This is a genomic window from Ruthenibacterium intestinale (assembly GCF_040096265.1).
Taxonomy (GTDB): Bacteria; Bacillota; Clostridia; order Oscillospirales; family Ruminococcaceae; genus Ruthenibacterium; species Ruthenibacterium komagatae.
On the sequence record NZ_JBBMFA010000089.1, the window covers coordinates 1 to 19,337 of the forward strand.

At 59.6% G+C, this 19,337-nt stretch carries 16 protein-coding genes; 2 read left to right on the plus strand and 14 right to left on the minus strand.

What is annotated here, in order from left to right:
- Positions 1–39: 39 nt before the first annotated feature.
- The 7 genes from WMO24_RS08005 to WMO24_RS08035 form a co-directional block, all read right to left on the minus strand.
- Positions 40–903, minus strand: a complete 864-nt coding sequence (locus WMO24_RS08005; protein ID WP_349215894.1) for a sugar phosphate isomerase/epimerase family protein — start codon at positions 901–903, stop codon at positions 40–42.
- A 21-nt stretch (positions 904–924) separates the two neighbouring features.
- Positions 925–1,914 (minus strand): Gfo/Idh/MocA family protein, encoded by a 990-nt coding sequence (locus WMO24_RS08010; RefSeq protein ID WP_349215929.1) that lies wholly within the window; start codon positions 1,912–1,914, stop codon positions 925–927.
- 32 nt (positions 1,915–1,946) lie between these two features.
- Complete coding sequence (locus tag WMO24_RS08015; protein ID WP_349215896.1) at positions 1,947–2,909, minus strand: ABC transporter permease; 963 nt, start codon at positions 2,907–2,909, stop codon at positions 1,947–1,949.
- Positions 2,899–4,425 (minus strand): sugar ABC transporter ATP-binding protein, encoded by a 1,527-nt coding sequence (locus WMO24_RS08020; protein WP_349215898.1) that lies wholly within the window; start codon positions 4,423–4,425, stop codon positions 2,899–2,901. The genes WMO24_RS08015 and WMO24_RS08020 overlap by 11 nt, the downstream gene beginning before the upstream one ends.
- 139 nt (positions 4,426–4,564) lie before the next feature.
- Complete coding sequence (locus WMO24_RS08025; RefSeq protein WP_349215900.1) at positions 4,565–5,602, minus strand: sugar ABC transporter substrate-binding protein; 1,038 nt, start codon at positions 5,600–5,602, stop codon at positions 4,565–4,567.
- Between the two features lie 61 nt (positions 5,603–5,663).
- The gene (locus tag WMO24_RS08030; RefSeq protein ID WP_349215901.1) at positions 5,664–6,479 is read right to left on the minus strand and encodes a sugar phosphate isomerase/epimerase family protein; all 816 of its coding nucleotides are present in this window, start codon (positions 6,477–6,479) and stop codon (positions 5,664–5,666) included.
- Between the two features lie 45 nt (positions 6,480–6,524).
- Positions 6,525–7,718, minus strand: a complete 1,194-nt coding sequence (locus WMO24_RS08035; RefSeq protein ID WP_349215903.1) for an ROK family transcriptional regulator — start codon at positions 7,716–7,718, stop codon at positions 6,525–6,527.
- A 423-nt stretch (positions 7,719–8,141) separates the two neighbouring features.
- Here WMO24_RS08035 and WMO24_RS08040 point away from each other — a divergent pair, with 423 nt between their 5' ends.
- Positions 8,142–8,876, plus strand: coding sequence for a class I SAM-dependent methyltransferase (locus WMO24_RS08040; RefSeq protein ID WP_349215904.1), 735 nt, complete (start codon positions 8,142–8,144; stop codon positions 8,874–8,876).
- A 48-nt stretch (positions 8,877–8,924) separates the two neighbouring features.
- On the opposite strand, the gene WMO24_RS08045 is transcribed toward WMO24_RS08040, so the two are convergent.
- The 4 genes from WMO24_RS08045 to uxaC form a co-directional block, all read right to left on the minus strand.
- The gene (locus tag WMO24_RS08045; RefSeq protein WP_349215906.1) at positions 8,925–9,941 is read right to left on the minus strand and encodes a sugar kinase; all 1,017 of its coding nucleotides are present in this window, start codon (positions 9,939–9,941) and stop codon (positions 8,925–8,927) included.
- A 135-nt stretch (positions 9,942–10,076) separates the two neighbouring features.
- Entirely contained in the window at positions 10,077–11,546 is a 1,470-nt protein-coding gene (locus tag WMO24_RS08050) for a UxaA family hydrolase (protein ID WP_349215908.1), read from the minus strand.
- 67 nt (positions 11,547–11,613) lie between these two features.
- Positions 11,614–13,107 carry a tagaturonate reductase gene (locus WMO24_RS08055; protein WP_349215909.1) on the minus strand — a complete coding sequence of 498 codons (1,494 nt, stop codon included), beginning with the start codon at positions 13,105–13,107 and terminating at the stop codon, positions 11,614–11,616.
- A gap of 28 nt (positions 13,108–13,135) precedes the next feature.
- Positions 13,136–14,551: a glucuronate isomerase gene (gene uxaC / locus WMO24_RS08060; protein ID WP_349215911.1), complete on the minus strand. Its 1,416-nt coding sequence runs from the start codon at positions 14,549–14,551 to the stop codon at positions 13,136–13,138.
- Between the two features lie 661 nt (positions 14,552–15,212).
- On the opposite strand from uxaC, the gene aroF reads away from it, so the two are divergent.
- Positions 15,213–16,226 carry a 3-deoxy-7-phosphoheptulonate synthase gene (gene aroF, locus WMO24_RS08065; RefSeq protein WP_349215912.1) on the plus strand — a complete coding sequence of 338 codons (1,014 nt, stop codon included), beginning with the start codon at positions 15,213–15,215 and terminating at the stop codon, positions 16,224–16,226.
- Here aroF and WMO24_RS08070 read toward each other — a convergent pair.
- The 3 genes from WMO24_RS08070 to WMO24_RS08080 form a co-directional block, all read right to left on the minus strand.
- Positions 16,186–17,538, minus strand: coding sequence for an MATE family efflux transporter (locus WMO24_RS08070; protein WP_349215913.1), 1,353 nt, complete (start codon positions 17,536–17,538; stop codon positions 16,186–16,188). The two genes, aroF and WMO24_RS08070, sit on opposite strands and share 41 nt — an antisense overlap.
- 247 nt (positions 17,539–17,785) lie before the next feature.
- Positions 17,786–18,619, minus strand: coding sequence for a MetQ/NlpA family ABC transporter substrate-binding protein (locus tag WMO24_RS08075; RefSeq protein ID WP_349215914.1), 834 nt, complete (start codon positions 18,617–18,619; stop codon positions 17,786–17,788).
- 48 nt (positions 18,620–18,667) lie between these two features.
- Positions 18,668–19,336: a methionine ABC transporter permease gene (locus WMO24_RS08080; RefSeq protein ID WP_349215915.1), complete on the minus strand. Its 669-nt coding sequence runs from the start codon at positions 19,334–19,336 to the stop codon at positions 18,668–18,670.
- Position 19,337: the final 1 nt, after the last annotated feature.

Below are 19,337 nucleotides of genomic sequence, written 5' to 3' on the forward strand. Positions count from 1 at the left end.
CCCCCCCCCCCCCCCCCCCCCCCGGTCGGAAGGAACTTGTCAGCGGCTGCCGCGGGCGTTTTCCACCAGACCGGCAATGCGGTCCATGGCGTATTTGTCCGCGTACAGGCTCACCTCCGGGAACTGCTTATAGTTGGGCAGCATCTCCAGGGTGATGTAGTCGTCGTAGCCGATGTCTGCGATGGCCTTGGCCACGGCGGGGAAATCCACGTCTCCGGCGAACAGGTCCACAAAGGCGCCGATGCCCGCCTGATCGAAGCGGTAGTCCGACATGTGCAGTTTTTTGATGTGCTTGCCCAGAAGCTCCACCCACTGCTCCGGATAACCGATGTAGACCACGTTGCCCACGTCCAGATACATGCCCACCCACGGAGAGGCGATCTCATCCAGGAAGCGGGCTGTTTCCAGCGGAGACAGCAAAAAGCGGTTCCACACGTTTTCGATGCCGATGGCCACTTTGGCCGCCTCGGCCTGGGGCGCCAGACGGGCCAGCGCCTCCTGGCTGCGGGCATAGGCCACGTCGTAACGAATCTTTTCCGGCTTGGAGGCAAAGGCGCAGCCCACATAGCCCGGGACCACCAGAATGGTGTCTGCTCCCAGAAGATGGGCGGCCTCGATCTGCTTTTCCACAATGCCGAACGCCTTGCGGCGGGTGGCCTCGCTGTCGGAGACCAGGTTGTTCTCCCACAGGCTCCACACGCCCACGCTGGGGATCTCCAGGCCCATGTCCTCCGCCATGCGGCGCATGGCCAGAATGTCCCTCTCAGAGGTGTGAGGGTTCAGGTATCCACTCTCGCTGAGCACCGGCTCCACGCCGTCATAGCCCGCCTTTTTGGCGTGCTCAAACATCCAGCGCACATCGGTGGAATCCGTGAAGGAAAACAGGCTGATGCCCTGTTTCATTGCGGCACGCTCCTTTCCGTTTTACAGAGCCACCGGCTCGCCCGTTTCCAGGGAGGTGCGGATGGCATGAATGACCGTGAGCACATGGCGCACATCCTGTGGGGTGATGGCCGTGATGGGCGTGCCCGCGTCGAGGTGGCCGATGAAATGCTCCAGCTCTTTCTGATAGGCATCGTAGGGATCGATGTCCAGTTTTTCCGGCTCCGCGCCGCCATACAGCCAGGTCTCGCGCACGGCGGAGGCCACGTCTTCCAGATTGGCGCCTGCACGCATGCGGTAGCTGACGGCCTTCTGGTCGCCCACCACGTTCAGTTCCATGGTGAAGGGGAAGCCGGCGGGCATCTCGATGATGCCTTCGGCCGTGGCCTGCACGCCGTTTTCAAAGCTCAGCGAACTGGCCACATGGTTCCAGCAGCCCACGTCGTTCTTCTGGCCCACGGCGTACACCTGACGCACTCTGCCAAACAAATAGCACAGATAGTCCACGTCGTGCAGATGCAGATCGAACAGGCCGCCGCCGCTGTTCTCCGGCTTGCGGTACCACTCGCTCCAGGCGGGGTGGACCGACAGGCGGCTGGCGCGGGCGTATTTGACCGTGCCCAGCGCACCCGCGTCGTACAGCTGCTTGGTTTTCACGTATTCCGGCCAGAAACGCACCGCCTGGCCCACGGCGAACTGGACCCCCGCTTTTTCAGCGGCGTCCAGCATCCGGTCCAGCGCCTCCAGCGTGAGGGTGACCGGCTTTTCGCACAGAATGTGCTTTTTGTACTTTGCACCCAGCAGGGCATACTGCTCGTGCAGGAAAGTGGGCAGACAGATGTCGATGGCATCCACCTTCGCCTCGCGCAGCATGGTCTCGCCGTCTGCATACCAGGGGCAGCCGGCCTCTTCGGCCAGCGCGCGCCCCTGCGTTTCGTTCAGATCACACACCGCTGTAACGGTGGCGTTGTTCATTGCCTTGTATGCGGTCAAATGAGTTTTGCCCATGAAACCTGCGCCGATGATCGCCACATTTACCAAGACAAATCCTCTCCTTTCGGCGCTTATTTCTTTTTGATGTTATTGATGTTGCTGAGGACCACCGCACCCACGATGATGACGCCGGTGATGATGGTCTGCACGTTGGTGTCCACGCCCAGAATGTTCATGGCGTTGGAGATGACGCCCATCAGCAGGCAGCCCAGGAAGGCGCCGCCAATGGTGCCTTTGCCGCCGTCGAAGGTAACGCCGCCGATGATGGCCGCAGCCAGGGCGTTGGTCTCGTAGTTGGTGCCGGCGTTGGAGGTGATGGAGTCGATACGGGCCACGAACACGATGCTGGCCACTGCGCAGAACAGGCCGGAGATGGCGTACACCGCCATTTTATAGCGGGTGACGTTGATGCCGGACAAAAAGGCGTTCTTCTCGTTGCCGCCCAGCGCGACCACACGGCGGCCGAACTTGGTGTAGCTCATCATGACATAAGCCAGCAGCACCATGACCAGCAGCACCAGCAGCATGGGCGAAAAGACTTCCAGAACCTTGGTTTTCAGCCCGTTGAACGCGCCGCCGAAGTTCATGATGCGGCCGCCGGACACGGTCAGCGCAATGCCGTAGAACATTTTGCTGGTGCCCAGGGTGATGACCAGAGGAATGCACTTGCTTTTGGCGATGATGGCGCCGTTCAAAAGGCCGCAGGCCATACCGGTGATGAGACCGGCCAACACGGCCACCGCCACGGGCATGCCATTGTTCAGCACCACGTACATGACCACACCGCACACCACCATGATGTTGCCGATGGACAGATCAATGCCGCCGGAGATCAGAAGAATGCTCATGGCCATGGTCAGAATACCCAGCACGCAGATCTGCTGGAAAATGGCCACAATGTTGCCCAGACTGATGAAATTCGGGTTGATGACGGAAATGACCACGATGATGATCGCGATCACGATGGCAAGCAGCACACGCTGATCTCTCAAAAGCTTCTTGCCCACAGAAGGCTTGCTGACTTTATCTGCCATTTTTCTTCACTCCTAACGCACGTTTGATGATTTCCTGCTCGTTGATGTCTTTGCCGGTCAGTTCGCAGTCGATGGCGCCGTCCCGCACCACCAGCACCCGGTCGCTCATACTGATGAGCTCGGGCATGTCGGAACTGATCATCAGGATGCATTTTCCCTTTTTGGTCAGCTCGCTCATCTGTTTATAGAACTCGGCCTTGGCATTTACGTCGATGCCGCGGGTGGGCTCGTCAAAAATGTAGATGTCCTGCTCGGCATACAGCCACTTGGCCAGAACCACTTTCTGCTGGTTGCCGCCGGACAGGTAAATGGCCTCGGTCCACACGCTGGGTGTTTTGACGCGCAGCTCCTTCAGCAGCGGCTCAATCAGCGCCGGGAACTTTTTGATGTTTACGAAAAAGCCCTTGATCTTCTCGCGCAGGCCCAGGATGGTGGCGTTCTCCAGCACGCTGGCATTCAGCATCAGGCCCAGCTTCTGCCGGTCCTCGGTGATGAAGGCAATGCCCGCGTTGATGCTGTCATTGGGGTTGCTGATGTGGACTTCCTTGCCGTTGATGAAGATCTGGCCGGCGTACCGGCTGTCGGCACCCACCAGTGCGCGCACCATCTCGGTGCGGCCGGAGCCCACCATGCCCGAAAAGCCCACGATCTCGCCCTGGCGCACCGTGAAGCTGATTTTGGGGCTGTCTTTGGTCAGCTGAAGGTCCTTGACTTCCAGCATCACGTCCCCGATGGGGCATTTTTCTTTGTCGTAGAACATGTCCACAGAGCGGCCCACCATATCCTTGGTGATGGCGGTGATGGGCGTGTCCCTGTTTTCATTGGTATAAGTACGGACCACCGCGCCGTCGCGGATGACGGTGATGCGGTCGGCGATCTGCACCACTTCGTTGAGGAAATGGGAGATATAAATGATGCCGATGCCCTGTTCCGAAATTTTCTTGGTCAATTCCAGCACTTTGGCGGCGTCTTCCACGTTGAACATGGACGTGGGTTCGTCCATGATGAGCACGCGGGGCTGCACGCTGAGCGCCTTCAGAATTTTTACGAACTGCTGGTCGGAAACGGACAGATTTTCAATCTTGGTATCCAGTTTCAAATCGATGCCCAGTTCGTTCATTTTGCTGCGGGCTTCCGCCTCCATGGACTTGTAGTCCACCAGGCCGAATCCCTTGGTTTTCTCGTTTCCCACGTAAATGTTTTCCACCACGTCCATGCTGGGCACAAGGTCGTTTTCCTGATACACAATGTTGATGCCCAGGGACTTGGAAAGCATGGGGTCCAGTTTGTCATAGGTGGTTCCATCCACCTCAATGGAGCCGGAGGTAGGGGTATATGCGCCGGTCAGCACCTTCATCAGGGTGGATTTTCCGGCGCCGTTTTCACCCACGAGGCAGTGCACCTCGCCGGGATAAACATCGAACGTGATGCCCGACAGCGCCCAAACGCCGGAGAACTCCTTTTTGATATCCCGCATGGCGATCACCGGCTTGCGGTTCTCATAATCGAATGTCATGGCAGCTCTCACCTTCTCTTTAAAAAGCACAGCGCCGGCCGGTGCGGCGAGGGGATGAAATCGGATCCAGCCCCTTGCCGCGGCCGACCGGCGGGTGTTTCGGTTGCTTTAGATAAAACTGGCGTCACACGCCGGCAAATCAGTTCTCCTGCAGATACTCGTAAGCGGCAGCATAGTCGTCCCACGCGATGTAGGAGCTGGTGTCGTCCGCAGACACGGGGATAACAGGCAGCGCGGTGAATTCCTCAGCGGGATCTTCGCCCAGCGCAACTTTGTTGTACAGGTTCAGGAACGTTTTAACGCCCTGGATGGAAACAGGAGCGGTCATGTTGGCAGCCTCGATGCCGTCCTGCAGCATCTGATAGCCGTCGGGAGAACCACCGGTGGAGACAATGGGAATGCCCTCTTTGCCGGCGTCTTTCAGCGCGTTGTAGCAGCCCTGAGCCATCATGTCGTTGTTGGCGAAGATGTAGTCGAACTCGGTGCCGGAGTTGATCAGGTCAGTGGTGACGTTGTACGCTTTGTCCGTCAGCCAGTCGCCGTGCAGGGTGGAAACAACTTCCACTTTGCCGTCCAGCTCTTCCAGAGCGCGGTCCACGCCTTCCTGATACTTCTCGTACACGCCCGCGCCCTGCTGGCCGGCGCAGAAGAAGATCTTGGCGCCTTCCTTCTGCTCAGCGATCCACTTGATGGCAGCTTCGCCGATCTTGTCGTACTCGCAGGCAACGGAAGCAATGTAGTCGCCCGGATCCTCGATGTCGTCCATGGCGAAGTTCTCAACGGTCACAGGGATGCCGGCCTCGTTGGCCATTTTGACCAGCTGAGCGCCCTGCTCGGTGGAGATGGGGAAGATGGAGATGCCGTCCACACCCTGCTGAATCAGAGATTCCATAGCAGTGATGGACTCTTCCAGGCTGTTCTTGGAGTCCAGAACAACGGTCTCGACGCCGTTCTGCTCGGCCGCGTACTCAAAAGCACGGGCGGAGTACTCGTTCCAGATGTCGGACATATCGTATGCGATATAGCCGAAGGTCAGGTCCTTGTCCTCTGCCGCAGTGGAAGCCGCGGAAGTGGAATCCGCCGTGGAAGCCGTAGAAGTGGAGCTGGAAGCTCCGCCGCAGGCGGCCAGGCTCAGCGCCAGCACAGCGGACAGCGTGATTGCCAGAAACTTTTTCATTTGTTTCTCCTCCTGAATTTGTTTTTATTCTTTTTCGGCGCTTTGCGCCGCAAAAGCCCTGTTACAGCACGAACCCGTGCGCTTTCAGATACTCGGCCGAATCCTGCACGGCGGTGTTGATTTCCGCCAGGTCCTTGGGGCCGGCCTGGGTAAACTCGATCTCCACACTGAAGGGCGCGTTGTTGCCCGCCTCGTCCAGCTTGTGGAAAATGGTCTCGAAGTCCACATAGCCCTTGCCCAGCGCGGGGAAGTCCCAGGCGTTGCGGGCGCCGGCCTTGTCCTTCAGATGCAGATAGGCGATGTCGCCCATGCAGGTGTCCACATCGTCGGCTGCGTCCACGTTGCCGTAGAACACGCAGTTGGCTGTGTCGTAATTGATTTTCACACGGTCGCTTCCCACCAGGTCCACGATCTCTTTCATCACCGTGCCGGTGGCGTGTTCGCCGTGCAGCTCCAGCACCAGCGTCAGGCCGTACTTTTCCAGGCTGGGCACCAGGCCGCGGATGTTCTGGGCCAGCAGCTCGTTGGAGGCCTTGGCGTTGTCGGCCAGATGTGCCTCGCCGATGGAGGACACGATGTAGTCGCACCCGAAGAAGTGAGCCAGCCGCATGTTCATCACAAAATCCGGCAGGCGCTGGGTGTCCATCAGGTTGCAGTGGCCGCTCATGGAGAAGGGATGAAGGTCCAGCTTCTCCAGCAGGTCTTTCACACCGCACAGCTTTTCAAAGCTCTGGTCCGGGAACACGTGCTCGGTCCAGCCCTTGGTCGCTGTCAGCTCCACATAGTGGAAGCCGGCCGCCGCGATGCCTTCCAGCGCCTGTTCGATGGAATAGCCATGATAGCAGTTGGAATTGACCGCGATGATTCGTTTTTCCATACTCGAAACCGCCTTTCTTATTCCGGCCCGAAGGCCCGCCGGGCGTCACCGCAGGAACAATTCCTGCTGGTCGTTTCCGGAAAAATCGTAATGATGATCGATGTAATACTGCGCCGCACCGGTCAGCTCGGCGTCCAGCCCCAGGCCGGAATACTTGATGCGCACCCGGTCCACAAACTCCCGGAAGCCCATGCCGGACAGATCTCTGCGCACATCCTCCAGAAAGCAGGGGCCCAGATTCACGCCCGTGCCGCCCAGAATGATCAGGGACGGGTTGAACAAAGCGATCAGGTTGGAGATGCCGAAGGCCAGATCTTTGGCCAGATCTCCGATCAGCGCCCGCGCCTTCACGTCGCCGCTTTGCGCCATGGCGCCCACGTCGCTGTACAGCAGCTTGCGCCCGCCCAGCGTTCCCACGTCCAAACCGCGCTCTGCCGCCCGCCGACCCAATGCGTTTTCGCCCACCAGACACTCCAGACAACCGCGGTTCCCGCATTCGCAGCGGGGGCCGTCCCGATCGATGGAATAATGCCCGAACTGGGTGGCCATGGCTCCTGCGCCCCGCAGCATCTTGCCGTCGGAAAACAGGCAGGCACCTACGCCCTTGGACACGTTGATGTAGGCAAAATGCCGGTCCTCAATTTGAGTAAACACGCTCTCTGCATATGCAAAGCACGCCGTATCGTTTAAAAAGCACAACGGATATCCCGCCAGCGCCCGGTCCAGCCGCTGGACCACCGGGTCGTCAAACCCCACGCCGATCACCGTGGAAAGAATGCGGCGCCGCTCGCTGTCCACAATGCCGGGGATGATGATGCTCACCCCCATGATGCGGGCGCTGCCCGCCGCCGGCACCAGCGTTTCAAAAAAGGTCTGCACGATCTTGTCCACGCCGTCGTCCTCTTCGGTCAGAGGCACCTGGCTTCGCAGGGCAATGTGGCCGTCGGAAGAGACCAGTGCCACGTCCAGCCTTGCGCGCCGCCAGCTGATGACGGCCACCACGTTGCCCGCGCCGTTGACACACAGCTCGTTGGGGCGGCGGCCCTGCTGACCGCTGACGACCTTGCCGCAGTCCAGCACGTACCCGCCTGCAATCAGCTCGTCCACCACGCTGGACACCGTGGTCTTGCTCAGACGGGTGATTTTGGCCAGCGTCGTTCGGGAGATGCGGGGATTGCGGTCAATCAACCGGTAAATTTCGATCAGATTTTTAGAACGAATGATTTGCTGGGTGGTCAACAGCCTCCTCCCCTTCCTCTGGATCTTCCGGCGTGAATTAGTTTGTCCAGTGACTTTACTAATTGACATCAAGAGTGTAGCACATCTTTTTTGCTTCCACAAGTGCCGAACGCGAAGTTTGGAGACTTGCCCAGCCCGCTTTCTCTCCGTGTGGTGAAATCGACGAAAAAAGATTTCAAAATGGTTAAAATTTTAACTATCGTACAGCGAACCGGGTGAACAAAGGCCCAACGCTCTGCTTTTCCGAAGCACAAGCATTCTTCCCCGCCGCACCGGCCTGGTTTTTGGGGGCCGGCTGCGTTATAATGGAAAGCAATCGGAAAGGAGTGGCACACCTATGTGCGGTGGGATCATCACGCAGAAGATTGCATAAACCCATGTAAATCGCCGACAACACGGAAATTTACATGGGAGGGTTTTCACATGAAAGAGAACAAATACGACGACGAACGCTTTTTCCAAAAATACAGCCAGATGCTGCGTTCGCAAAAAGGGCTTCAGGGCGCGGGAGAATGGTCGGAACTTCAAAAAATTCTTCCCGATTTCAACGGCAAACAGGTTCTCGACCTGGGCTGCGGCTACGGCTGGCACTGCAAATACGCCGCCGACCACGGGGCCGCATCGGTGCTGGGAATCGATCTTTCCCGCAAAATGCTGCAGACTGCCCGGCAAATCAACGCCGCCCCGCAAATCGAATATCAGTGCGCCGCCATGGAAGACCTGCGTTTTCCGGCAGAGTCTTTTGACGTGATTGTAAGCTCTCTGGCCTTTCACTACGTAAAGGAATTTGAACCGCTGGCGGAAAACATCTGCCAATGGCTGCGCCCGGGCGGGCATCTGGTGTTTTCGGTGGAGCACCCGGTGTTCACTTCCTACGGAACGCAGGACTGGTATTACGATGAAAACGGCACCATTCTCCACTTCCCGGTGGACAACTACTATTACGAAGGCCGCAGAGACGCCCTCTTCCTGGGCGAAAAGGTGGTAAAGTACCATCGCACGCTGACCACCTATCTGAACACGCTGCTTCAAAACGGGCTGGAGCTGCGGCATATTATTGAACCGCAGCCGCCCCGGGAAATGATGGACCTGGACGGAATGAAAGACGAAATGCGCCGCCCCATGATGCTGCTTGTGGCAGCCGTAAAAAAGGGCTGAGCAGAGACAAAAAAGCGCATCCGCACAGCGGATGCGCTTTTTTCAGGTTCAGCGGTTCATCTCGCTGACCGGACCGGTGGCATTGTGCTCCCGGATGATGCGGTCGATCTCCTTGAAGTCGGAGGACGGCAAATCGCCGGGCACGGTGTTCTTCACGCTGGAAGTGGCGTTGCCGAACTGCATGGCCTTGTGGGGATCGTCGTATTTCAGCAGGCCGAACAGGACACCCGCCACGTATGCGTCGCCGGAGCCGATGCGGTCGATGACGTCGATGTTGGTATAGGGGGCCTCGGTGTAGAACTGGTCCTCCTTGGCGGAGTAGATGACCGAGGTAAAGTTGTGCTTGCGGGGGCTGATGACCGTGCGCTGGGTGGTGGCCACGATCTTCACGCCATACTCCTGAGCATAGCTCTTCATGATGTCGTGCAGCTCGCCGGTTTTGTGGAACATGCGGCGGCTGGTCTCCTCGGAGACAAACAGCACATCCACCAGGGGCAGAATGCTCTGGATGGTTTCACGGGCCTCGTCTTCGCCCCACAGGTTGGCGCGGTAGTTCACGTCAAAAGAGATTTTGGCTCCGTGCTCCTTGAACTTTTTCAGCACCTGAATGGCCACATCCCGGGTGCCCAGCGCCAGGCTGATGCCGCTGAGGTGGAACATCCGGGCTGAAGAAAAGGCTTCTTCGGGAATGTCCTCCAGCGTAATGCCGCACACCGAAGCGTTGAACCGGTCGTACACAATGGTGGGCTTGCGGGGCGCGGCGCCCATCTCGTAATAATAGATGCCCAGACGGGCCGAGGGGCTGTCGTCGTAGCACAAAAAGTCGTCGGAAACGCCCACGAAACGAATGCGGTTCTTGATAAAGGTGCCCAGCTCGTTCTGGGGCAGACGGGAGATGATGCCCGTGCGCAGGCCCAGCAGCGCCACACCGGACGCCACGTTCAGCTCGGCTCCGCCGGCGCGTTTTTCAAACACGTCACCGTCCACAATGCGGGCGTGGCGCGGCGGCGACAGACGCAGCATGATCTCTCCAAACGTAAGCAAATCGAAGGCCTTTTTCTCCATGATCGGTCCCTCCTGTATCTAGCGGCCGGCGCGGCCGGGCCGGCCTGGTTTTCCTGGTTTCAGTATAACAAACAAACGCGCCGCCGGAAAGCATTTTTCCGGCGGCACGGCAAAACTTTCCGCAGTGCGGAACGATTACAGCACCACGCCGTCCTTGAAGATGGAGATCTCCCGGTAGCCCTGCTGCTCGGTTTTGGTCTGCTCGCCGCTGGCCACGGCAATGACCTTTTCCAGCAGGCGCTGGCCCGCCTGGGCGATGGGCTCGCCGTCGGCCACAGGGCCGGCGTTGAAGTCCATCCAGCCGCTCTTCTTCTCAAACAGCTGGGTGTTGGTGGCAATTTTCACCGTGGGGGCCGGTGCGCCGAAGGGGGTGCCGCGGCCGGTGGTGAACAGGATCATGTGGGCGCCCGCAGCGGTGAGGGCCGTGGCGCTGACCAGATCGTTGCCCGGGCCGGACAGCATGTTCAGGCCCTTGGTGACCACGGGGTCGCCGTAGCCGATCACGTCCGCGATGGGGGCTGTGCCGCCCTTCTGCACGCAGCCGCAGCTCTTGTCCTCCAGCGTGGTGATGCCGCCCTTCTTATTTCCCGGGGACGGGTTCTCGTACACCACCTGGTTGTGGCTGGTGAAATAGTGCTTGAAGTCGGTGATCATCTTCACGGCTTTTTCGAACACTTCTTTGTTGACACAGCGGTTCATGAGGATGCCCTCGGCGCCGAACATCTCGGGCACCTCGGTGAGCACGGTGGAACCGCCCCGGGCGATCAGCAGATCGCTGAACGCACCCACCGTGGGGTTGGCGGTGATGCCGGACAGCCCGTCGGAGCCACCGCACTTCATGCCCACCACCAGCTCGGACACGGGGATGGGCTGGCGCTGGAACTTGCCGGCGTATTCGGCCAGCTCGGCCAGCAGCTTGGCGCCCGCTTCAAACTCGTCCTCCACGTCCTGGCAGGTGAGGAATTTGACGCGGTTTTCGTCGTAGTCGCCCAGCTCTTCCAGGAACTGCTCATGGGTCAGGTTTTCACAGCCCAGGCTCAGCACCAGCACGCCGCCCGCGTTGGGGTGGCGGGTCAGCGCGGCCAGCAGCTTGCGGGTCTGGGCGTGGTCGTCACCCATCTGGCTGCAGCCGAAGGGATGCGGGAAGGTGTACAGGCCTTCCACACTGCCCTTGACCAGGTGCTGGTTGTCGCGGCACAGCTTCTGCGCCACGCCGTTGACGCAGCCCACCGTGGGAATGACCCAGATCTCGTTGCGGATGGCGGCGCGGCCGTCGTCCCGCAAAAAGCCCTGGAAGGTCTCGGGGGCCTGCGGCTCCACGGGGACCACGGCGGGTTCATAGGTATATTCGCCCTCTTCGGACAGATTGGTTTTTGTGTTGTGCACATGCACCCAGGCGCCCGGGGCGATGTCCTGGGTGGCGTGGCCGATGGCAAAGCCGTATTTGACCACGTTTTCGCCCTGCGCGATGGGGCGCAGCGCCATTTTATGGCCCTGGGGAATGTCCTCGGCGGCCACAACGCCGGCGAACTCCTCGCCTTTTGCCACCGGATGCAGGGCTACCGCCACGTTGTCGGCGGGGGAGATCTGGATGAGTTTCGTCATGGAAATGCTCCTTTTCTCTGAAAATAAGGGGCCACCGCAGCGCGCGGCGGCCCCTTTCTGCACAGGTTTATTGTACGCTCTTCATAGCCGCATAAGCGCCTTCGGTGCGGATGGTCTCCAGATCGCGGGTCACAGCCTCGGTCAGGCCGGCAACCTTGGTCAGATCCTCACCCCAGAAGCTCTCGTTGGACAGAACGGCCTCCGCCAGGGTCTTGGCGTCGTCGTCCTTATGAGCATAGTAGAACTCCAGCACGGGACGGTCGTCCTTCACGGCGTACTCGTCGCCGGCGGGACGTTTGCACATCAGAGCCTCGTCGTTCAGGCTCTGCACATTGCAGGAGTAGAACGCGATGTAAGCAGCCAGGCTCATGGTCAGGCAGGCGGGCAGCTTGCCTTCGTTTTCCACATAAGCCTTGAAGCTGGGCATTACGCGGGCTTTCCACTTGGAGGTGGAGTTCAGAGCGATGGACAGCAGCGCGTGATCGATGAACGGGTTGTTGAACCGGTCGGCCACGGCGGCGGCAAACTCCATCAGCTCCTCTTTGGGCAGGGTCAGCGTGGGGATGATCTCCTCATACAGAGCCTTGTTCATGAAGCCCTTGATGACCTCGTCCTGCATGCAGTTGCGCACGATGTTCTGGCCGGCCAGATAAGCAGCCAGGACCATGGTGGTGTGCGCGCCGTTCAGGATGCGCACTTTGCGTTTCTTGTAGGGGGTGTGGTCACGGGTGACCAGGATGGGCAGGTTGGCTTTCTTGAACGGCAGTTCCTCTTCCAGCCATTCCGGACCTTCGATGACCCAGAAGCCGAAGACCTCGCCGGTATCCAGCAGGTTGTCCTCGTAGCCGTTTTCCTCGTTGAGGGCAGCCGCCTCGGCGCGGGGATAGCCGGTGACGATGCGGTCCACCAGCGTGGAGCAGAACAGGTTTTCCTCGTCCACCCACTTGGAGAACTCCTCGGACAGGCCCCACTGGTCGATGTACTGATGCACGCATTTGCGCAGCTCCTGGCCGTTGTTGTCGATCAGCTCGCAGGACAGGATCACGAAGCCTTTGCCCTTCTCTTTGCCGTAGGCCTCAAAGCGCTCGTACAGGAAACGGGTCAGTTTGCCGGGGAAGGATGCGGGCGGCTCGTCGTCAAATTTGCACGCCGGGTCGTAGGCGATGCCGGCCTCGGTGGTGTTGGAAGCCAGGTAACGCAGGTCGGGGTTGTGTGCGCACTCCAGCAGTGCCTTGTAATCCTCATAGGGATTGATGCAGCGGGACACCGCGGAGATGATGCGCTTGGCGTTGACCTTCTGGCCGTTTTCAAAGCCGCGCAGATACAGCGTGTACAGGCCCTCCTGCTCGTTGATCATTTTGGACAGGCCCGGGGCGATGGGCTGGCACAGCACCACTTTGCCGTTGAAGCCGCATTTTTCGTTGGCCATGTCAAAGAAATAATCCACGAAAGCGCGCAGGAAGTTGCCCTCGCCGAACTGCAGCACTTTTTCGGGCGCGTCCTTCAGCAGATAGCCGTCATAGCCCATCTGCTCCAGAGTTTTGTAAGACAGTTTGTTCATAATTGCATTTCCCCCTAACAAAAAAGCATCAAACGTCAAAGCCAAAGAATTTCACGGTGTTGTTGTAGCTGATGTCCTCTACCAGCTGGCCCAGCGTCTCCATGTCGGCATGGTACTCGCCGTTCTCCACCAGGTTGCCGATCCAGTTGCACAGGATGCGGCGGAAATACTCGTGACGGGTGTAGCTCAGGAAGCTGCGGGAGTCGGTCAGCATGCCGATGAAGTTGCCCAGAACGCCCAGGTTGGCGAAGTCGGTCAGCTGTTTCTCCATGCCGGTCTTGGTGTCGTTGAACCACCAGGCGGAACCCATCTGGATCTGGCTGGCGCACTGGCCGTCCACCTGGAAGGCGCCCGCCAGGGTCATGATGGTCTCGTTGTCGTACTGGTTCAGGCTGTACAGCACCATTTTCGGCAGATTGCCGGCCTTGCTCATGGCATCCATCAGCTTGCCCAGATCATCGGCGCCGTGGGTGTTGGAAACAGCGTCAAAGCCCGTGTCGGGGCCCAGTTTGTTGTACCAGGTGGTGTTGTTGTCGCGGATGCAGCCGAAGTGGATCTGCATGACCCAGCCGTACTCGGTGTATTTCTTGGCCACGGCCAGCAGGCACGCGGTTTTGTATTTGTTCAGCTCGTCCACGGTGATGGCTCCGCCCGCCAGGCCCTTGGCCACGATGGCGTCCAGCTCGGCCTCGTCGGCGGCGGCATACACAGCGTAATCCAGCGCGTGGTCGGAAGCGCGGCAGCCCATCTCATTGAAGAAGTCAATGCGGTTGTACAGCGCCTTCACCACGTCGGCGAAGGTTTTGATCTCCACGCCGGAGACCTCGGCCAGCTTGGCCATGTAGGTGGGATACTCGGGTTTATGGATGTTGAACGCCTTGTCCGGACGGAAGGCGGGCAGCACTTTCACCTTGCAGGTGGGGTCTGCCTTGATTTTCTTGTGCCACTCCAGGCTGTCCACGGGGTCGTCGGTGGTGCAGATCAGCTTTACGTTGGACTGGTCGATGATGCCGCGCACAGACATGTCCGCGTCTTTCAGACGGGCGTTGCATTTGTCGTAGATGGCCTTGGCGGATTTCGCGTTCAGCGGCTCGGTGATGCCGAAGTATTTCTTCAGCTCCAGATACGTCCAGTGATACAGGGGGTTGCCGATGGCACGGGGCAGCGTCTCGGCCCATTTTTCAAAGGTGCGGTACGGGTCGGTATCCTTGGCGCCGGTGATGTCGGCCTCCTGCACGCCGTTGCAGCGCATGGCACGCCATTTGTAATGGTCGCCGCCCAGCCACACATCGGTGATGGAATCATAGCGCTTATCCTCGGCGATCTCCTGCGGGTTGATGTGGCAGTGATAGTCGATGATGGGCATTTTTTCCGCATGCTCGTGGTACAGCCGGCGGGCGGTTTCGGTCTCCAGAAGGAAATTGTCGTCCATAAACTGTTTCATTCGAGTCCTCTCCTTGCATTTGTATGATGATTTCACGCCGTTTCCCGGCGTGTTTTTTCCTGACAACAGTATTATAGCACAGCTTTGCCGCTTGTACAGCAGTTTTTTTGTGCAAAACCTTGCGATTCTTGGCCCTTCTTCCGCGCTTTTTGTGAAATTGAAAGCGCTTGCTTTTCAGGTCATCAGATATATTTATAGATTTTAGGACAAATTGTATGATTTTTCATTGTCGCACTTCCACAAAAAAGGACCTCACATTTTTTACAAAATTTCTACAAAAAAAATTCGCAATCTCATGGTATGCTGAAGATGTCTTCAAAGTGGCTTCGGCAGCCAGCCCGCCCCGCCGTACGCAAAGCGGCGCGCGGCCCGGGGAACGCCGTGTGCGCGCAGTGATCGAGCGTTTTGAGAAAAATGCTTGACACTGCGCGTTTTGGCGCGTATACTCTAACCAAATCAGGAAAGGTGCGGTTTTCATGCGCAGCACGAACAGTTTGTTTGCATATCGCTTTTACGGCTATTCCTATTATTGGGGGAATGGCCCTGTTTGTCGTGGCGTTTTGGAAACTGCTTGAGTTCAATCTGCAGTTGAAAAGAGCCGGCAGCGGGGTGCGCTGCCGGCTCTTTTTCGTTGATTTTTCAGGAAAGAGGGTATCTTGTTATGATCGTTATTTTCAAGCCGAACGCATCTCCCGAAAAGGTGAAAGCGCTTTGCGCCCGCTTTGAGGCCAGCGGGCTGAAAATCCACAATTCCGAAGGCGAACACACCCACCTCATCGGCCTGATCGGCGACACGTCCAGCGTGGACATCGACCTGGTGCGCGCCAACGACATCGTGGAAGATGTGAAGCGGGTATCGGAGCCTTACAAAAAAGCCAACCGAAAATTTCACCCCGCCGACACGGTGGTGGACGTGGGCGGCCACAAGATCGGCGGCGGGCACTTTACGGTGATGGCCGGCCCCTGCAGCGTGGAGAGCGCCGAGCAGATCACCGAAGTGGCCCGGCGCGTGAAGGCCAGCGGCGCGGGCCTTGTGCGGGGCGGCGCGTTCAAACCCCGCACTTCCCCCTACTCCTTCCAGGGCATGCGCGCCGAAGGGCTGACGCTGCTGCGCAAAGCCCGCCAGGCCACGGGCCTGCCCATTGTCACCGAGATCATGAACACCGAGCACATCGGCCTGTTTGAAGACGTGGACATGATCCAGGTGGGCGCGCGCAACATGCAGAACTTTGAGCTTCTGAAGGAGCTGGGAAAGCTGAAAACGCCCATTCTGCTGAAGCGCGGCCTTTCCAACACACTGGAGGAATTTCTCATGAGCGCCGAGTACATCATGGCGGGCGGCAACGAAAACGTGGTGCTGTGCGAGCGCGGCATCCGCACCTTTGAGACCAGCATGCGCAACACGCTGGACATCAGCGCCATTCCCATGCTGAAGGCCAAAAGCCATCTGCCCGTGGTGGTGGACCCCAGCCACGCGGCGGGCATCGCCTGGATGGTGGAGCCCCTGGCCATGGCCGCGGTGGCGGCGGGCGCCGACGGCCTGATGGTGGAAGTGCACAACGACCCGCCCCACGCCAAGAGCGACGGCGCCCAGAGCCTGACGCCGGACCAGTTTGACGGCCTGATGGAAAAAGTCAGGGGCGCGGTGTCCTTCTTTGGCAAGGAGCTGAACTGACGGACAGGGACCGGGTCAGGCGGACCATGCCCCACACCGCCCCTGCGGCCACCGCCAGCTCGGTGAGAGGCATGGCGAACCACATGGCATCGGGGCCGGCCAGAACCGGCAGCAGCAGGATGAGCGCACCGCTGACCGCAAAGCCCCGGGCCACCGACACCGCCATCGCCGCGGCGGGCTTCATCAGCGCCTGAAAATAATAGGTGGCGAACAGATTCAGCCCCAGCAGCAAAAACGAGAGGCTGTAGCGCCGGATGATGCCCGGCGCCATCTCCAGAATGGCCGGCGTCGGTTCCATAAACAAATAGATGTAGCCCTGCGGCCATGCCAGGCTGAGGGCGGTCCAGAACAGGGCGAAGGCCGCGGTGGCCCACAGGGCGCAGGCCAGCGTCCGCCGGATGCGCCGCACGTTGCCCGCCCCGAAATTCACCGACAAAATGGGCTGCGCCGCCTGCCCCACGCTGTAGCCGCAGCACTGGACAAAGGTGCTGACATTGATGAGCGGCCCATAGACCGCCAGGGCATCGGGTCCCAGGTAGCGCATGATCTGGCGGTTGAACAGCACGGTGAGGATGCCCATGGCCGCGTCGGAAAAGAACGTGGAAAAGCCCGTTACGGCGATCGCCCGCAGGCGGGCGGCCGGCGCGGCGGTGCGGCACAGAGCCAGCGTGTTCCGGCGCGAAACAAAATGCGTCAGCAGCACGGCCAGGGTCACACAGCCGCCCATGGCGGTGGCAAGCCCTGCCCCGTACACGCCCATTCCGAGGCCGAATACAAACGCACAGTCCCCCACGATGTTCAGCGCGCCGCCGGCCAGCACGCCCGCCGTGGCCAAAACCGGATTTCCGTCGTTGCGCAGAAACGCGGCCAGCATCTGGTTCAGAACGAACACCGGAACCACGATTTTCACCGGTTCCAGATAGCGCTGCGCCAGCTCCAGCAGCTGCGCGTCCGCACCGAAAAACACCAGAATCGGTTCTTCCCACAGCCACAGCAGCAGCCACGCCGCCCCGGCCAGGACACATGCGCCCGCCAGGGCCGCCGTGAAGTATTCGTTGGCGTTCCCGCTGTTTCGCCCCCGGGCATTGCTCAAAAGCACCGAGCCGCCGATGCCCATCAGCAGGCCCAGGCTGTAAACCGCATTCCACACCGGGGCCACCACCGCCAGGGCCGCCGTGCCCTGCGGGCCCACAGCCTGCCCCACCACGGCCATGTCCACAACGGAATACACCGATGTGATCAAAGCGCTGCCGAACGCTGCGGCAAGATACCGGAAATACAGGGGACGAACCGAATCTTTCAACAAATCCATACCATTCTCCTCACACAAAAAGGGCCGGATAAGAAACGAGCGAAACGTGTTTCTTATCCGGCCCTTTCATACGTGAAAGCAGCCTCCGGCAACCCGCGCGCCCGCCCTCTTATCCGGCTCTGTCCTTACGTTGACAAGTCCTCCGACGACAGGTGCCAGCATACCAGAAATGCCGGGCGCTGTCAAGCTGCCCGGGCAAAAAAAGCACCGCGCGTTGCGAAACGCGCGGTGCTTTTGCAATCAGAACTCAGCCCTGCTTGATCTCGTCCACGCTGGCGCTCTTGCCCGGGTACAGACCCATGGGCTCGTAGTGCACGGTGGCCACGCTGACCAGGTGCGTGCCCTGCTCGGCGTTGAAGTCGTCCAGATACGGCTGATGCTGGAAGTAGTTGGTATCCAGGCTGCCGTCCTCCACGCCGGTGTTGGGCATCACATAGTCGTCAAACTCCACGATGTCCAGCTCCACGTTGTGCTCGGCCAGAATGGGTTTGGCGTACTCCAGAATCTCCGCGTGGGGGCTGGGCGAAGCGCCCACCGTCAGGGTCACGGGCTCGCTGATGGCCGGGATCTCCAGATCCTGCGCGCCCATGGGCATGACCACGCCGCTGTAGTTGGCGCTGATCCAGTCCTGCACGTCCTGGCTCATGAGAACCGCCACCAGTGCCTGCACGGCGGGGTCGTTCTCGTTGCCCTCTTTCACACAGATCACGTTGCCGTAGGTCTGGGCGGCCACGCTCTCGGCGTCCTCGGTGAGCAGCACCTTGTCCGCGATGCCTGCGCCCGAAGCATAGTTGCCGTTGATGACGGCCAGGTTCAGATCCGGCAGGCTGGCGGGCAGGTTGGCCGCCTCCATGGGCACGATCTCAATGTTGTAGGGGTTTTCGGCAATGTCCTTTTCGGTGGCTTCCAGGCCCACGCCCTCTTTCAGGGTGATGAGGCCCTGGTCCTGCAAAAGCAGCAGGGCACGGGCGCCGTTGGTGGCGTCGGCCGGAATGCCGATCTGAACTTTTTCGCCCGCGCCGCAAGCGGCCAGGCTCAGCGCCAGCACCAGAGCCAGCGCCAAAGCAAACACTTTTTTCATACGTTTCCTCTCCTCTTTCTTTGTTCGAAAACGCCCGAAGGCGTGATCTTATCGGTTGCGCTTGTCCGCCCGGCGGGCCAGCCGGTCAAACAAAATCTGAATGATGCACACCAGCAAAATCAGCAGCACCACCGTGGCGTACATGACCGTGGTCTGATAGCGCTGATAGCCGTACCGGAATGCGATGTTGCCCAGGCCCCCGGCGCCCACGCTGCCGGTGATGGCCGTGTAGCCCAGAATGGTGATGAGGCTGATGGACAGGCCCCGCAGCAGGCTGGGCACGCTTTCCACCAGCAGCACCCGGGTGACGATCTGCCATTTGGTGGCGCCCATGCACTGGGCGGCCTCCAGCACGCCGTGGTCGATCTCTTCCAGGCTTTGCTCCACCATGCGGGCGATAAAGGGCGCGGCCGACAGCGTCAGGGGCACCAGCGCCGCCGTGGCCCCGATGGATGTGCCCACCAGCGCCCGGGTGAAGGGAATGATAAAGAACATCAAAATGATGAAGGGCAGGCTGCGCAGGATGTTGACCACCCAGCCGAACACCGCGTTGAACCGCGGCGCGGGCGCGATGCTGCCGGGTTTGGTGATGGTGAGCACCACGCCCATGGGCAGGCCCAGCACATAGGCGAAAAAGGCCGACACCAGCGTCATATAAAGCGTTTCCAGCGTGCCGGCCCACAAAATGGAACCATACTCTGCAAAAAATGCACCCATT